This window comes from Bacillus sp. FJAT-29814, from assembly GCF_001510715.1.
Classification (GTDB): Bacteria; Bacillota; Bacilli; order Bacillales; family Cytobacillaceae; genus Neobacillus.
The window spans coordinates 594,155-608,301 of the sequence record NZ_LMTJ01000002.1 but is presented as its reverse complement, the minus strand read 5'-3'; the positions used below and the strand labels follow the sequence as shown (position 1 = coordinate 608,301).

The window sequence follows — 14,147 nt, the reverse complement described above, 5'->3', positions numbered from 1 at the left end:
GAATTTTGAGGAAGAAAAAGGAAAAGAATATATTGGGAGTTTTATCACTATTAACAGTAGCTATAAGTATCTTTTTTTTCTTTATAATAAGAGGACCTAATGCTAACTTAACTTTGGGCATAAGCGTGTTCACTGTGCTTTCTGTACTTGGAATTATCTTTGCTATCTTATCTAAAAAGCTGTGGTTTGTTATTACAGGAATTATACTAAACGGTGCAGTATTAGTATTTGCTTATTTTCTTTTACTTGCATTAGGGATTAGTGAACCATAAAAGTTTATTCTAGAAAATGGTGCGTTTCTTCAACTGGAAGAACGCTTTTTCCTTATTGAAGCAAGGAAAGAGGTTATTGGAAAAAGGTAATTTAAGAAAAGTAAAGAATTGAGCTCGCCACGGTAATCGAAAAAGCAAAAGCATATAAACCCCGAGATTTAAATAATATTTTCTTCCTAAAAAATAAAGCAAAAAGGATTGAACCCTTGTACAATACAGAGTCCAATCCACAATTTTATATAGAATGTTTATTTAAATGTCTGATTTCATTGTGCGCTATCGAGTCAAGGTTATGCTTGAAGGTGCTTGCTTTTCGGAATATACTAAAGAGATAGAATATTATAACGATAGGGGGTTGGGTTATGAAATTTCTGCTTACATCTGCAGGCATCAAGAACAAGAGTATACACGACACGCTGGTTGACATGCTAGGCAAACCGATTGACGAGGTAAATGCCCTCTGCATTACCACTGGGTTGTACGCCATACCCGGTGGTGCAGGCAAAGCATGGCAGTTCTTCAGTGGACAGGCCACCACACCGATGTGTGAGCTTGGCTGGAAGTCAATGGGGGTGCTTGAGCTCACCGCGCTGCCCAGCATCGATAAAGAGCTTTGGGTCCCTACGGTCAAGGAGACTGACGTTCTGCTAGTGAATGGCGGTGACCCCTTGTATCTATGTTACTGGATGCGGCAATCCGGATTGGCAGACCTTTTGCCGTCGCTGCGCGCAGTCTATGTGGGACTGAGCGCCGGGAGCATGGTGATGGCACCTAACATCGGGGAATACTTCGTTGGCTGGACTCCACCCAACGGTGGTGATGAAACGCTGGGACTGGTCGATTTTGCAATGTTTCCGCACCTGGATCACGAGATGCTGCCGGGAAACACCATGGCTGCTGCAGAGAGATGGGCCGCCAAGATGCAGGGGCCGGCGTATGCAATTGATGATAAAACCGCCATCAAAGTGATCGACGGAGCGGTGGAAGTTGTCTCCGAAGGGCATTGGAAACTGTTTTCCCCCTGATATTACTCCGCCGCTAAACATATAAAAAACGTAGGCGAGATTCTTGTGATGAACTTGTTTGACCGGCAAACATTTGTCGGTTGCCATGTCCGCAGCTCGTATCTTAGTTTCAATCATAAAAATTATATAATTACGAATGCAACTTGAATAATTTACTTAAAGAAACGGGAGTGTTGATCCAAGAAGGGATGAACGCTTCTTTTTGTTGAACTTTATTGAAGTAACGGGCGGTTAAGTTTTTTATACAAATTACCACTAGTAAAAAGGATTTAATATATAATATGGTATTTATAAAGGAGGGGAAGTATGGAAATTAATAAGCAGTGGATTCAAGAAGATAGTGATTATATACGAAAAAAGGTAATTGAATACAACCTTTCGTTACTACCGGATGAAGTAAAACAGCCATCAATGAAAGTTAGCTCCGTGCTTAGAAATGATGAGGGCAAAATTGTTGGGGGGATTACTGGAACGATTTTCTGGTACCATCTACATATTGAGTATCTATGGGTTGATCATTCATTAAGAGGAAAAGGATATGGAAAAGAGTTATTAAATCATATTGAAAAAACAGCAAAAGAAAATAATTGTAGGTTAATATTATTAGATACTTTTAGCTTCCAGGCACCAGATTTTTATCAGAAATGTGGATATAAGGTGATTGGAAAAGTTGAAGATCACCCAAAAGGATATAACCAGTATTATTTAGAAAAAAAATTGACCTGACAGTTATTAACAAAAAAAGATGCCAGGAACCATCCATTTTCTGGAATGGTGCCTGGCAACATGAATGACCCTGCAGATGATCGTTGTGTTATTGTAAAGAACCATCAAACTTTTACAAAGGAAGATTCAGTTGCCACGATACACCAAACCGGTCATTTAGCCAACCAAATCTCCGGCTAAAACCATAATCACCAATTGGCATAAGGGCTTGTCCATCCTCGATCAGTCTCTCATAAAGGTTGTTAATTTCTTCCTCAGTATCACAAGTAACATAAATTGAAAATGAAGGAGTAAAGGAAAACTGATGCTTCACATTACTATCAATGCACATAAATTCTTGTCCTTTTAAGGAAAAAGTAGCTTTCATGACCGTTCCTTCGTCCCCCGCTTGATTCGCTCCATAACGAATGATACTTGTAATTTCTGAATCGTCCATGATTGATATGTAATAATTCATCGCTTCCTCAGCTTTGCCATCTTGAAACATTAAGAATGGTGTAACTTTTTTCATTATCATCATCTCCTTTATTTAATAGAATGAAATGACCATTTATAAGTTGACTTAAATTTAATAATGGCATGACATCAAAAATAATTCAATCCGTCTAACAAATAGTGAATTCAACAAAAAAATTGCCTTCACTAATTAATTAGTGGTTTTGCCACTAATTCCCTAATTGAAGCATAATCTCACTAAAACTCAAATTTTACTGGTCGTAAAAATAAATCTTTCAATATTTCCTCTGCATTTTTATTCTCAAAGATTATTTCAAATAACGCATCACAAATTGGAAGTTGAACGTCATATTGTTTGGATAATTCCCGTAATGCCTTTATCGTTGCGGCACCTTCTGCTAATTTTCCAAATCTTTTTCCTTCGACTAATGCCTGTCCAAATTTTCTATTATGACTATGCTCGGAGAATAATGTTGCTTCAAAATCTCCTAGATGACTTAACCCATATACAGTGACATCATTGCCGCCCATTGCTTTAACTAGACGAGAGATTTCCCTAGTTCCCCTTGCCATAAGTGATCCTTTTAAACTGCCATAATTTAACCCATCCAGCATTCCTGCTGCTATACCCATTACATTTTTTGCAGCTGCACCAATCTCATTTCCAATCAGGTCTTGCCCATAGTAGAACCTAATTAAATTGCTATTTAACTCTTGTACAATTTTTTTTGTTATATCAATATTGTTAGAATCGATCACCATACAGTTTGGTATATTATTCACGAAATCTTGTACATGTCCAGGTCCAACCCATACAGCTGTATTTACATTTTTTCCAACCTCTTCTTCAAATACTTTGGAAAGTCTTTTTCCGCTATTAGCTTCAAGCCCCTTCATACACAAAATAAATGTTTTACCTTGTATGGCATTCAAGGAACTTAATTGTTTTGCAAATGAACGTAATTCTTGAGCGCTAATGGAAATAATTATGATTTCAGCAAATGATATCGCCTTTTCTAATGAAATAGTTAGTTCTACATCTTCCGGTAAAGAAAGATAATCATTTCTTCGAGTTTCTTTCAATCCAATAAAATTCTTGGAGCTTTCTCTGCCCCATAACATTACTTTGTGTCCAACATTATTAGCATACCAAGCCAAAAAGGTTCCCCAACGTCCACAACCTAAAACTGAAATGTTCAATATTTCACCCTCATCACTTTTTATTAATCATCTCTATTTAATAATTTTTCTCCGATCCCCTAATGAAAAAGGGGCAAGGATTATATTCGACTAGTTTCATAAAATATCCTTCCGCTTTAAACCTTCCTAAGCATGATAGATCGAATTCTGTAAACTCATTAATTCTTTCGTGATTGTTGGATATCCTTTTATTTCCGGAATGACTTTTTGTAATGATGAACGTTGTAGAGTTGCTGAGTTTGCCATCATTTCACAAGCGTAAAGTAATTGTGCAAGTACGTGATCGGAAAGAATGGGACGGTTCTCCTCTTTTGAACAATCCTCTAAGAGATAAGCTAAATGCTCGATAGAAAATACAATGGGCCAAAAATAATCTAAGGATTCACGTTGTTTCGGAATTTCACCTAAAGCTGTATTATATAATGTTTTTAAATTCGTTACGTTAATCTGCATCTTTCTCAATTCCTTACTTTTTCTTGGATTAAAGCCTTTTCCCTGTTCAGAGAAAAGAACCAATAAGAATTGAGCCTGACTCCGGATTGTTTTTTCAATAAAATGTGGAATCCGGCTGGATGCAGACTTTCTCCCAATCAACCAAACACCGATTAAACCTATTACGCTCCCAATCACGACATCTAAAATTCTCGCTGAAGCAAAATAAGCAAAGCTAAAATTACCGACCGATGTACTTTCAGCCATTAGAAGCGCATTCGGGGTAAAAAACAGTGCGGCCAGACCATAATTTTTCACAATAAAAAGCTCTGTTATAAATGTCAATAGAAGGATAAAGAAGACGATAATATACCCGGATGGGTCCAGTGCAAGGACCAAACTAGCAATGATAATGCCAATGACCGTCCCAATCCCTCTTTGAATAGCACGATGATGTGTGGCTACTAAGGTAGCACCTGACATGACCGCTACACAGGATAACGGAACCCAATAAGAACGTGCCAATTCTAACTGGAAGGCGATGATGGCAGCAATGATTGTCATAATACCAAACCGTAAGGAAGTGATAAAAACGGTGGAGTTTTTATCAAAAGCCCCGCCCAATAGTGTCTTTAGAGATAATTTGGATGGTTGGATGGATGCATTAATTTTTGTAATCGGTTCATTCATGATCGCATCTGCGTCATACACTTTTGCAAATAACTGACGTACCTGATCATCCATTTCACTAGGCTGAAGAATCTTTTCATACTCACCTTTGTTGTTCTTATTAAACGAATGGGCAAGCTGCCTGACAGTCTGTCCTAATTCCTGTGGCAATTTTTCTTGAGCATCTGTAAAATATTCGGTGATATACATAAATAGATGATTGGCATGTTGATTTAATAGATATAACCGTTTAAATAACTCCGTTTCTCGCCATGGAATATACCCTGCAGTAAGGGTCTCATCTGCCTCCCTTAATACAGACATCATATTGTGTCTTGATTCATTAAATTGGTTTGTACCGACAGAGTACATAAAGTTTGCTAACTCGATATACACTCTTTTGACGACTCCTTCTTCTGCACCATATGGGTTAAAGAACCAGCCAGCCATGGCGATTACCCACGATAGACTCCCTCCAAGAAAGACGAGAAGGGCCCGTACAGGAGCAAGTCCTGGATCCGCCGGCATTCCTGAAACCATTGCAAAAACCAAAAGAAAAAAGATGGCAGACGGCCCTGTAATTTGTAAGGCTCCAAAAATAAACAGGACTGTGGCTCCGATTAGTCCCATTAAAATAGCGATGGCTAGGGGGGAAGGAGCAGCGAGCGTTCCTAAAATAGTGACCAAGGTCATTCCGATGACAACAGCAAACAGCTTTTTAGCCAGCTGCGCATATGGAATAGTAAACGTGTACAAATAGGTAAAGCCGCCCAAGCCAGCAAGTAATCCATACTCCAAATGACCGAAGAGCAATCCAATCATAACGGGAAGACTTGCAGCTAATCCTGCGGAAAAGGCCTTTACCCATGGAAAAGGCTTTCTGTTCACAGTTAAAGCCTGTTTCAAAATAGATAAGGCTTCAGAGTTTTTGCTTTTAACCAAAACGAAATCACTTCTTTCTATAGAAAAACCATATTAAATTGATTTTTTTTAATAAAAACTTCTTCTATAAATAGAGTTTCCTTCGTTCACCATCGTTTATCCCTTTACAACTGAAATCGTATTAAACAGAGTTTGTATTAATACTTGCCTGTTTTTGGCTCTTCTCTAATAATTCAATCTGTTATACAGGGCTGCAGTAGGTCTTAAACTCGTTTCACAAATGAACTTTTAATGGTATGTTTATGGAATATTGATGAAAAAAGTAAGAAAGGACGAGGAGGATAAAATTATGATAACTGATTCGGATTTGAAGCATCTGCGTCGTTGTATTGAACTAGCAAAAACTGCATTGGAGAAAGGTGACGAGCCATTTGGTTCAGTTCTTGTCTCAGCCAACGGAGACGTACTAGCAGAAGACCATAACCATGTTGCAGATGGTGACCATACCCAACACCCTGAATTCGCTTTGGCGCGATGGGCAGCCAGCAACATGACACAAGAGGAAAGAAGCAAGGCGACAGTATATACCTCTGGTGAACACTGCCCTATGTGCGCTGCGGCTCACGGTTGGGTTGGTTTAGGTCGAATCGTTTATGCAAGTTCGTCCGAACAGCTAGTACAGTGGTTGAGTGAAATGGGGGTTACTCCATCGCGCGTTCGGAATCTTCCCATTCAAGATGTTATTCGTGATACCACAATAGATGGACCTGTTCCTGAACTAGCAGAAGAAGTTCGTCAACTCCATCGTCAGTTTTACGCAAGGAGAAGTTGAACATATCGCGCCATAAATTTGTGTCAAATTTGCTAGACCATATTTAGATAATGGTCGATAATACTTAATGTATCTTGCTACTCTCCTTTAGCAAGAACCTAGTATATTTCGCAAGAAGGCTACCATTTTTCTGGCAGCTTTTTTGTTTCGTGTACGAGGCAATTCGCGATAAAGCTAAATGACAAAGGAAGATGAGTGACTATAGGAACCATTCGCCCTGGGCCATTTTTTCTACTTTTCCTCCTACATATACTACAATTTCACCGTTTTCATCACTTGCCTTTAAAAACAATAAAGAGGGTCTTTTCATTTCATATCCTTGTTCTACACGAATATTAATTTCATTTGTATCAAAATACCGATATTTTACCAAGTAAGAAGCTAAACATCCATTAGAACTTCCGGTAGCTGCATCTTCTGGAATCCCAAAATAATCTGCAAAGTCTCGAACGTTTAAATGATTCTCGACACAATATGTTTCAGGGGAGAAGACCATAATTGCTTTTGCATCAGTATGTTCAATTAACTCATAGTATTTTTCTTTATTTATTCTAACTTTTTTACTTGCTTCTAAAGATTTTAAAGGGACAACAATCACAGGAAGTCCTGTTGAAACCTCCTGGATTGGAAATCGATCGTCTATGTACTTTTTATCTAAATTTAAAACATTTGAAATTACATTTTTATCAAAAATACCACCAAATGTGGGTTTATTTTGTTTCATCCAAAGTATTTGTTCTTGTTGATCAAATGTTACGGGAATCTGTCCTGCTTTAAAATTTAAAGTGAGTTTTTCTACTGGTTTCCCTATTATTTCATTTTGAATGATATAGGCAGTTCCTAAAGTCGGGTGTCCAGCAAAAGGAACCTCTTCATTAGGTGTAAAAATACGAACATCATAACCATCATTTTTTTTCGTATCTGATAAAATAAAAGCAGTCTCTGAATAATTAATCTCCTTGGCTATTTGTTGCATTTTATGATCTGAAAGGTTTTCAGCATTCTTAAAAACAGCCAGTTGATTTCCTGTATATTTTCCTTGTGAAAAAACATCCACAATGGAATAATTAATTTTCCCCATTATTTCTATGGCCACCTTTGACTGTAATAGTTTATATAACATGCCATTCAATAAAGTTTTTTACATATCGGTAAAAGTGTGACCTTCATTCTCTAATATGACTTTTGCCTTTTCAATGGAATGGCTTTTAATAAGCAGGTAGTCCGTATTGAAGGTGGAAATAGCAAAGATGCTGATGTTATTTTCGGCTAACGGATTCGCTAATGAAGCTAATATTCCAGTTAAGTTAAAGTCTAAAACTCCCTCTACTTTCATGCACTTCCAATCATTTTCAGCATCCTTAAATACTTCATTCAATGGTAAACACTCAGAAGGACACACGATAGACAGTTCTTCAACTGTTCGGGTAATAGAAAAAAATACATCGGATTTTATTGCCCACAATGGTAATGGTTCATTTGGTGGCAATTTCACAACGGAAAAAGTTGAATTTAAAATTGTTAATTTCATATTTTTAGCACCCCTTATGAAAATTATTATACCATTGAAACTTTCAAACCTTTGTTAAACAAAGCTCCCCAATAGTTAAAGAAGCGCCAGCTTAGTATGTATAATGAGCAACTTAATAAATAGTTCTAATTAAGCGAGCGGGGCGGTTTTGTGGTATATCTTTCCAACCTTGTGATAAATGATTATTGAAGGCTGCATAAAAAAATTTCTGATTTCGGAAACAGGGTACACCCATCGCATTTTTGTAAATTAGAACAATTTGTTGTTTGACATATTTTTCAAAAATGAATACAATAAAGTCAGTCAGTACTGACATTCCTAGAAGGGGTTGAACCAGGAGTCATGGCTTCAAATCGAAAACAGGATACAACAGAAAAAATCATTACTGCCGCGATAGACCTTTTTTCTAAAAACGGATATAACGGGGTTACAACAGAGGAAATTGCAAAGGAAGCTGGCTTTAGTGAAAAAACACTTTTTAGACATTTTCAAAGTAAGCAAAACTTATTAGAGCAAGCAATTGACCGATATCATTATGCTGAGGAAATGCGTGCCATTTTTGATAGTAAGCTTACCTGGAGCTTCAAAGAAGACTTACTGTTAATTAGCCAGAATTATCATAGGATCATGCATCGTAACCGAAAAATGCTCCGAATCATTATGAAAATAGGGGAAAATGTTCCTGGCTTGCACCAGTATTCACACAGACACCCTCAGGCATTAAAAGAATTTTTAACTAACTATTTTGCAGAAATGAAACGTAGAGAGAAAATGGGTCCTTTTGATGCAGAGAGAATGGCAATTACCTTTCTTTATTTGAATTTTGGATTAGCACATGGAAGAATGAACGAAGACCCCGCGTTTACGGATGAAAAGTTCGCCAAATTAATCGAAGAAAGTGTTGCATTATTTACTAGGGGATTAACTCCCTAGTATGTTTTTTACTTTAAAATGTCAGTCAGTACAGACTTTCCCTTATTTTGCAAAGGAGGAATAAATGATGGAAAACATGATAAAAAAGCAAGCGAGCGAAAGGTTATTAATTATTATGATGCTCACGGTCACTTTCTCCTCTATGAGTATATTACTCTTCAACTTTGTTCTCCCTCTGATAAGCGAAGAATTTCAGCTCACAAATTCTCAAGTAAGCTGGGTTACTTCGGCCTATACCCTTATATATGGGATTGGAACAGCGATTTATGGAAAATTAGCAGATCGGTTTCAACTGAAAAATTTATTAACCTTTGGGTTGATTCTTTTTAGTTTCGCTTCATTACTAGGTTTCTTTTCTACATCCTATTGGCTTTTACTCGTTGCAAGGTGTTTACAAGCAGCTGGTGCGGCGACGATTCCTGCGACTGCAACTCTTATTCCAATACGATATTTTCCTATTGAACGGAGAGGTACAGCGATGGGGACGGTGTTTGTAGGAACGGCTTTAGGTAGTGCACTTGGCCCTGTTATTTCTGCATTGGTTGTCAGTGCTGTGGATTGGCGTTGGCTTTTCTGCATCCCTCTATTCCTTCTTTTGACGTTGCCGTTTTATTTTAAATATTTAGGAGATGAGAAAGGCGCCGATACGAATCTTGATTGGTTAGGCGGTGCATTATTAGCCTTAGCGGTCACTCAAATTTTATTAGGTGTAACGAACGATGCAGGTTGGTTGATCGGGGGGATTGTTGCTTCGATTTTATTCATCATTCGAATTCACTCTGTGAAGCAACCTTTTGTTCAGCCTGAGTTATTTAAGAACAAAAAGTATTCATCTAATTTAGTGTTAGCGTTTTTCATAACAGGAATGGGTTATTCACTATTTTTTCTAACTCCTTTATTTCTAGCAGATGTACAAAAACTCCCTGCCAGCTTGATTGGATTCGCGATGGTACCCGCTGCTGCTGCATCTGCCATATTGAATAGACAAGGTGGAAAGCTTGCGGATTCAAAGGGAACATCCTATTTATTTTTTCTTGCATCAAGTTTATTAATACTGTGTTTTTTCTTGCTTTCAACTTTCATCGGTTCGAGTGCTTGGTTCATTGCGCTATTTCTAATCATGGGCAATGTCGGCCAATCTTTTATGATGATTGCCATGTCTAAATCAATCTCAATACCATTGCCAAAGGAGCATGCAGGTATTGGAATGGGCCTGCTCATGATGCAAAATTTCATTTCAGGCTCGATTGCAATCGGGATATATGGGAGAGCCGTTGATATTGAAACGCGTAGTTCGTGGAATCCATTGCTACACTCATCAATGGGTACAATATACAGTAACATTTTCTTTGTATTGGTTATCCTGCATGTTGTTATTTTAATTGTTTACAAGTTGAGAAAAATCAATGAAAAGCATAAAGGAAAATTTGTTAATCAGAAATAAGCCCAAGAAACATTCGACTCAGTTCGTTTGGAAAAGTGCGGTGTCTTGTCCTTAATCGAGTAACCAGCAAAAGTAAAATAAGCGGAGCTTTTCCGGTTAACTGTAGAATATAACTAGATTCGGGGCAAATAAGCGGAGGTTTTCCGATTAAGCAAAGGAAAATCTCCTATTTTTCCGTTTTTCGAGTAAATAAGCGGAAAATCTCCTTCTATTTAAGCCTTTTTTAAAACTAATTTCTAATTAAGCGGATTTTTTCCGTCTATTTACCAGCTCGGGTGCTTAACCTGATCCCTCAACCATATGTGCGAACACTCTTACCGATTGTATGAAGAAAAAAAGAGCCAAGCACAATAAAATTTGCTTGCCCGTTACTCTACTTCTAAAATATTTCAATCCTGTTATAAATATTAAAAAAGAGCGCATAAGGTTTCTTTTTCATAAGATTAACTTTATAATTCGCACTAGATGCTTTTTTTAGAAGAAATTTATACTTCTAGCTTAAGGAAGGAGATCGGTCATGAAAAAAATGATGTTTACATTTATAACCGGCCTAATGGTCGTTGTTTTAGCAGCATGCGGAGGAAATGAAGCAAGTAAAGAAGCTAAAAATAATGATAAAGCAAAAACAGGGGAAACCGCTCAGCAGAAGGAACAGCAAAAGCAAATGGATGAAATGCAAAAGAAATTAAAAGCACAGCAAATAGATGAAAAGAAAATGGTTGCCTTAGTGAATGATAAAGAAATTTTAGGAAGCGACTATAATAGCGTTTTATCATCTATACAAGGACAAATGCTGCAAATGGGACAAGACCCGACGTCTAAAGAAGCTGCAGAGCAAGCGAAAAACCAAACTATTGATAGCTTAGTTGGGCAAACGCTTCTTCTTCAAGAGGCAGATAAAAAAAACTATAAAGTTTCAGAGGAAGATATTAATAAACAGCTGGACGGAATAAAAAAACAGTTTAAAACAGACAAAGAATTTGAAGCTGCTCTTCAAAAATCCGGAATGGATATGAAGAAACTTAAATCTCAAATAGCTGACGAGATTAAACTTAATCAGTATTTTGAGAAAGAAATGCCGGCTGGTGAAATTACCGATGAAGAAATTCAAAAAACGTATGACCAATATGTGGAACAAGGAAAGAGTGCTGGACAAGAAGTTCCAAAGCTTGAAGATGTAAAACCGCAAATCCAACAATCGCTTCAACAGCAAAAACAGCAGGAAAAACTCGTTCAGCAGGTTGAAGAGTTAAAGAAAAATGCGAAGATTGATATTAAGATTTAAAAAATGCTAGTAATGGCAGTATCAAAAAGAGCCAAAATACGCAAGTGGTGTATAAAAACTTGCCTATTTTAGGCTCTATATTTTTATTCCTTCTTTTGTTAAAGCCACCAGTAATTTAATACAATACTTCACAACCGATTTTAAAGTTTTATATCTCTAATCATTTCAGTCATTCAAATTGTGACGACTGGGCAATTATAAACCGGAAGTTTTCAAAATACGACTCTTTCAATTGCTCCACACGGCGTAAATGGTCGTAAAAGCTATTGGAGAATTTAAAAATGTGACCATAATCCCAATCTTGCTTACTATAGTCCTTTTTCCAAAATTTAATCTCAGTCGGAAGCTCGTTCGCTCGTTTTGCTGGCTGTAAAGGCAGGCGGTCGATAGGCGAAACCAACTTGATTGAATCCTCAGGATTAATGTTTCTAGTACTCCTTAGAACTTTAATCAATTTAAGAACAGGCAGTAATCCTCGCTTGAAAAAAGAGGTATGCCCAAGGTCAAACAAGATGTTTAACGCATGTGAAAAGGTTAGCATGTGTCCAATCAAATCATGATGCGATTCGGCTCGATAAATGATAGGGAACTGGGCTAATTCTTCCAGAACGAGTAAGGAAAGTTCACACGGTTTTGATATGGGCGGAAATCCGTCTTCCTCCGTAATGACCATCTTTTTTACTTCAGAAGTAGTAAATCCGATCCATGATCTTCCAGGAATAGTCCTTTCAAACGATTGAATGAGATCAGTTATTCCAGCAATATCCTCAGCACTTCCCCAGCCCTCAAGTTCATTTATGGCCAATAAACTCGCTGCGGTGTATATGACGTTATGTCCAACCCAATGAAGCTGATCGATCGATTTATCGAGCGCTTCAAGTATAGCCGATACGGCACTGTTCTCATCGCAAAAGGAAAGATGTCTTTCGTTGTTCCTCTCCAATACCTTATTAGCCATCGATTCGGCTTGAGTAAAGACAAGCTGGGCAAGTTCCTGACTTAGATTGTGATTATTTTTAACAAAAAAGTAACTGCCAATCGCTGCCGCACCTAAATGAGCCTGCCAAATGTCACCTGTTTGTTTTTTGCATAACGAGATGATGGCTAACCCATCTTCCAATATGGATGGATTTAACCTATGATCCAGCTCTCCCATATCAACTATCCCCCCACTTATGAACTATATTATTCCTTCATGGCTTTTTCTATAATAGTCTTAATAAATGGTTCTTTTTTCTTCGTATAGGCTGGTCGATCGAACTGATATATAGAAGCAAGTTTTTTTTTCAAAGAAGCGTACTCTTCAGCTGCTTGAGGGTGTAACCTTAGGTAATCACGAAACAATAATTTTTCTACCCACTCCATGCCGTTAAATTCACAGATATGTAGATGACAAGTGCTCTGTCCCCATAATCCCTTCCTAAAAAACCTTCGATCATTAAACTCAGGTTTAGGCACATATTCATACTCGATTTCACTTAAAGGACGAACAAAATCAGATACTTCATCTAAATCTCGTACACCTACCATAATGTCAATGATTGGTTTCGCCGCTAATCCCTTTATTGAAGTGCTTCCAATATGTTCAATCCCAATAACATTATGATCTAAAACACCAACAATTCTATTTTTCTCATATTCGAATTGTTTTTCCCAGTCCGGGTTATATTCAGTAAGTTTAACAAACGGTTTTGTCATATATTATTGGTTTCCTTCCGTTTTTCGTTCATTACCCCTTTTGAAATTTCCAGTTATCTTCGCCATTATTAATTGTTCTTCCGTTGTACTTTCGGCAGCTTTTATTCTCTTTAGAAATTTTTCTGCTTCTGTTCCTTTTAAGACTTTTACTTGTCTACCATAATAATCCAAAAAGACCGTATTATCTTTTGTCACGCGAAACTTAAAAGGTTCGTCCCCCAACCGATTCCTTTTATCGATATTATTCACTATACTTTTATCATCCTTCTCCACTCGCCACATTAATACTTAAAATTACTGAACCGCACCCATGGCGATATCCTTATTATTGAGTCTTTTCGTGTTTTTTTATTTCTGAATATACGCAATAAATGACAATAGAAAACATAATCCTAGGAAGAATATAAGACTTAGGTGCGCCTATACAGCGCTAACATCGTCTCTATTTAATAATTTACCTTCCATCCCCTTATGGAAAGGGGGCAAGGGTTATATTCGACCAACATCACAAAATATCCTTCCACTTGTTACTCTTAAATGAACTAATTCTTCTGTTAGCACACCTTCGTTGGGAATGAAAACAAGTTGAATGAAATTGCCGCCATCGTTTCTTCCAGACACAACATTTTATGAGTATTTGACCATAAAATAGGCTTTTAAACCAGTAACAGCCACCTAAATGGAAGCATAATTTGTTGAAGAGAGTACACGAAGTATCTCTTCATTACACATTGCTGATATATTTTCTTCGTTTAATTCTCT

At 37.3% G+C, this 14,147-nt stretch carries 15 protein-coding genes; 7 read left to right on the top strand and 8 right to left on the bottom strand.

The features are described from left to right. The first annotated feature begins 29 nt into the window (after positions 1 to 29). From AR334_RS07030 to AR334_RS07020, 3 genes are all read left to right on the top strand, one after another. Positions 30 to 272, top strand: a complete 243-nt coding sequence (locus AR334_RS07030) for a hypothetical protein (protein WP_156431209.1) — start codon at positions 30 to 32, stop codon at positions 270 to 272. A 362-nt stretch (positions 273 to 634) separates the two neighbouring features. Beyond that, complete coding sequence (locus AR334_RS07025) at positions 635 to 1,297, top strand: Type 1 glutamine amidotransferase-like domain-containing protein (protein ID WP_066307288.1); 663 nt, start codon at positions 635 to 637, stop codon at positions 1,295 to 1,297. Positions 1,298 to 1,603: 306 nt separating this feature from the next. Further along, positions 1,604 to 2,023: a GNAT family N-acetyltransferase gene (locus AR334_RS07020; RefSeq protein ID WP_066307287.1), complete on the top strand. Its 420-nt coding sequence runs from the start codon at positions 1,604 to 1,606 to the stop codon at positions 2,021 to 2,023. A 112-nt stretch (positions 2,024 to 2,135) separates the two neighbouring features. Here the strand turns inward: AR334_RS07020 and AR334_RS07015 are convergent, their stop codons facing one another. The 3 genes from AR334_RS07015 to AR334_RS07005 all read right to left on the bottom strand — a co-directional run bounded on the left by AR334_RS07015 (position 2,136) and on the right by AR334_RS07005 (position 5,668). Continuing rightward, on the bottom strand, positions 2,136 to 2,534 hold the full coding sequence (locus AR334_RS07015) for a VOC family protein (RefSeq protein WP_066307286.1): 399 nt from the start codon (positions 2,532 to 2,534) through the stop codon (positions 2,136 to 2,138). 182 nt (positions 2,535 to 2,716) lie between these two features. Then, the gene (locus AR334_RS07010) at positions 2,717 to 3,679 is read right to left on the bottom strand and encodes an NAD(P)H-dependent glycerol-3-phosphate dehydrogenase (RefSeq protein WP_066307283.1); all 963 of its coding nucleotides are present in this window, start codon (positions 3,677 to 3,679) and stop codon (positions 2,717 to 2,719) included. A gap of 126 nt (positions 3,680 to 3,805) precedes the next feature. Continuing rightward, a complete protein-coding gene (locus AR334_RS07005) occupies positions 3,806 to 5,668 on the bottom strand; it encodes an FUSC family protein (RefSeq protein WP_253701198.1) in 1,863 nt (620 codons plus the stop codon). Between the two features lie 343 nt (positions 5,669 to 6,011). On the opposite strand from AR334_RS07005, the gene AR334_RS07000 reads away from it, so the two are divergent. After that, positions 6,012 to 6,494 (top strand): nucleoside deaminase, encoded by a 483-nt coding sequence (locus AR334_RS07000; RefSeq protein ID WP_066307279.1) that lies wholly within the window; start codon positions 6,012 to 6,014, stop codon positions 6,492 to 6,494. A gap of 199 nt (positions 6,495 to 6,693) precedes the next feature. On the opposite strand, the gene AR334_RS06995 is transcribed toward AR334_RS07000, so the two are convergent. Together AR334_RS06995 and AR334_RS06990 are read right to left on the bottom strand one after the other, a co-directional pair. Beyond that, positions 6,694 to 7,575, bottom strand: coding sequence for a PhzF family phenazine biosynthesis protein (locus AR334_RS06995; protein WP_066307275.1), 882 nt, complete (start codon positions 7,573 to 7,575; stop codon positions 6,694 to 6,696). A 60-nt stretch (positions 7,576 to 7,635) separates the two neighbouring features. Next, positions 7,636 to 8,025, bottom strand: a complete 390-nt coding sequence (locus AR334_RS06990; RefSeq protein ID WP_066307273.1) for an ACT domain-containing protein — start codon at positions 8,023 to 8,025, stop codon at positions 7,636 to 7,638. A 342-nt stretch (positions 8,026 to 8,367) separates the two neighbouring features. On the opposite strand from AR334_RS06990, the gene AR334_RS06985 reads away from it, so the two are divergent. The 3 genes from AR334_RS06985 (at position 8,368) to AR334_RS06975 (ending at position 11,687) form a co-directional block, all read left to right on the top strand. Then, positions 8,368 to 8,958, top strand: a complete 591-nt coding sequence (locus tag AR334_RS06985) for a TetR/AcrR family transcriptional regulator (protein ID WP_066307271.1) — start codon at positions 8,368 to 8,370, stop codon at positions 8,956 to 8,958. Positions 8,959 to 9,022: 64 nt separating this feature from the next. Then, the gene (locus AR334_RS06980) at positions 9,023 to 10,402 is read left to right on the top strand and encodes an MFS transporter (RefSeq protein ID WP_066307269.1); all 1,380 of its coding nucleotides are present in this window, start codon (positions 9,023 to 9,025) and stop codon (positions 10,400 to 10,402) included. A gap of 517 nt (positions 10,403 to 10,919) precedes the next feature. Next, positions 10,920 to 11,687, top strand: a complete 768-nt coding sequence (locus tag AR334_RS06975) for a SurA N-terminal domain-containing protein (protein WP_066307267.1) — start codon at positions 10,920 to 10,922, stop codon at positions 11,685 to 11,687. A 169-nt stretch (positions 11,688 to 11,856) separates the two neighbouring features. Here AR334_RS06975 and AR334_RS06970 read toward each other — a convergent pair whose 3' ends face one another. From AR334_RS06970 to AR334_RS06960, 3 genes are read right to left on the bottom strand one after another with little or no spacing between them, the layout of a single operon-like run. Then, the gene (locus tag AR334_RS06970; protein ID WP_066307265.1) at positions 11,857 to 12,843 is read right to left on the bottom strand and encodes a hypothetical protein; all 987 of its coding nucleotides are present in this window, start codon (positions 12,841 to 12,843) and stop codon (positions 11,857 to 11,859) included. Positions 12,844 to 12,872: 29 nt separating this feature from the next. After that, on the bottom strand, positions 12,873 to 13,385 hold the full coding sequence (locus AR334_RS06965; RefSeq protein ID WP_066307263.1) for a GrpB family protein: 513 nt from the start codon (positions 13,383 to 13,385) through the stop codon (positions 12,873 to 12,875). A gap of 3 nt (positions 13,386 to 13,388) precedes the next feature. Continuing rightward, positions 13,389 to 13,634, bottom strand: a complete 246-nt coding sequence (locus AR334_RS06960; protein WP_066307260.1) for a hypothetical protein — start codon at positions 13,632 to 13,634, stop codon at positions 13,389 to 13,391. Between the last annotated feature and the right edge of the window lie 513 nt (positions 13,635 to 14,147).

Coding starts and splice junctions, on each gene's coding strand:
- AR334_RS07025 (WP_066307288.1), top strand. CDS start 635: ATGAAATTTCTGCTTACATCTGCAGGCATCAAGAACAAGAGTATACAC.
- AR334_RS07020 (WP_066307287.1), top strand. CDS start 1,604: ATGGAAATTAATAAGCAGTGGATTCAAGAAGATAGTGATTATATACGA.
- AR334_RS07015 (WP_066307286.1), bottom strand. CDS start 2,534: ATGAAAAAAGTTACACCATTCTTAATGTTTCAAGATGGCAAAGCTGAG.
- AR334_RS07000 (WP_066307279.1), top strand. CDS start 6,012: ATGATAACTGATTCGGATTTGAAGCATCTGCGTCGTTGTATTGAACTA.
- AR334_RS06995 (WP_066307275.1), bottom strand. CDS start 7,575: ATGGGGAAAATTAATTATTCCATTGTGGATGTTTTTTCACAAGGAAAA.
- AR334_RS06990 (WP_066307273.1), bottom strand. CDS start 8,025: ATGAAATTAACAATTTTAAATTCAACTTTTTCCGTTGTGAAATTGCCA.
- AR334_RS06985 (WP_066307271.1), top strand. CDS start 8,368: ATGGCTTCAAATCGAAAACAGGATACAACAGAAAAAATCATTACTGCC.
- AR334_RS06980 (WP_066307269.1), top strand. CDS start 9,023: ATGATGGAAAACATGATAAAAAAGCAAGCGAGCGAAAGGTTATTAATT.
- AR334_RS06975 (WP_066307267.1), top strand. CDS start 10,920: ATGAAAAAAATGATGTTTACATTTATAACCGGCCTAATGGTCGTTGTT.
- AR334_RS06970 (WP_066307265.1), bottom strand. CDS start 12,843: ATGGGAGAGCTGGATCATAGGTTAAATCCATCCATATTGGAAGATGGG.
- AR334_RS06965 (WP_066307263.1), bottom strand. CDS start 13,385: ATGACAAAACCGTTTGTTAAACTTACTGAATATAACCCGGACTGGGAA.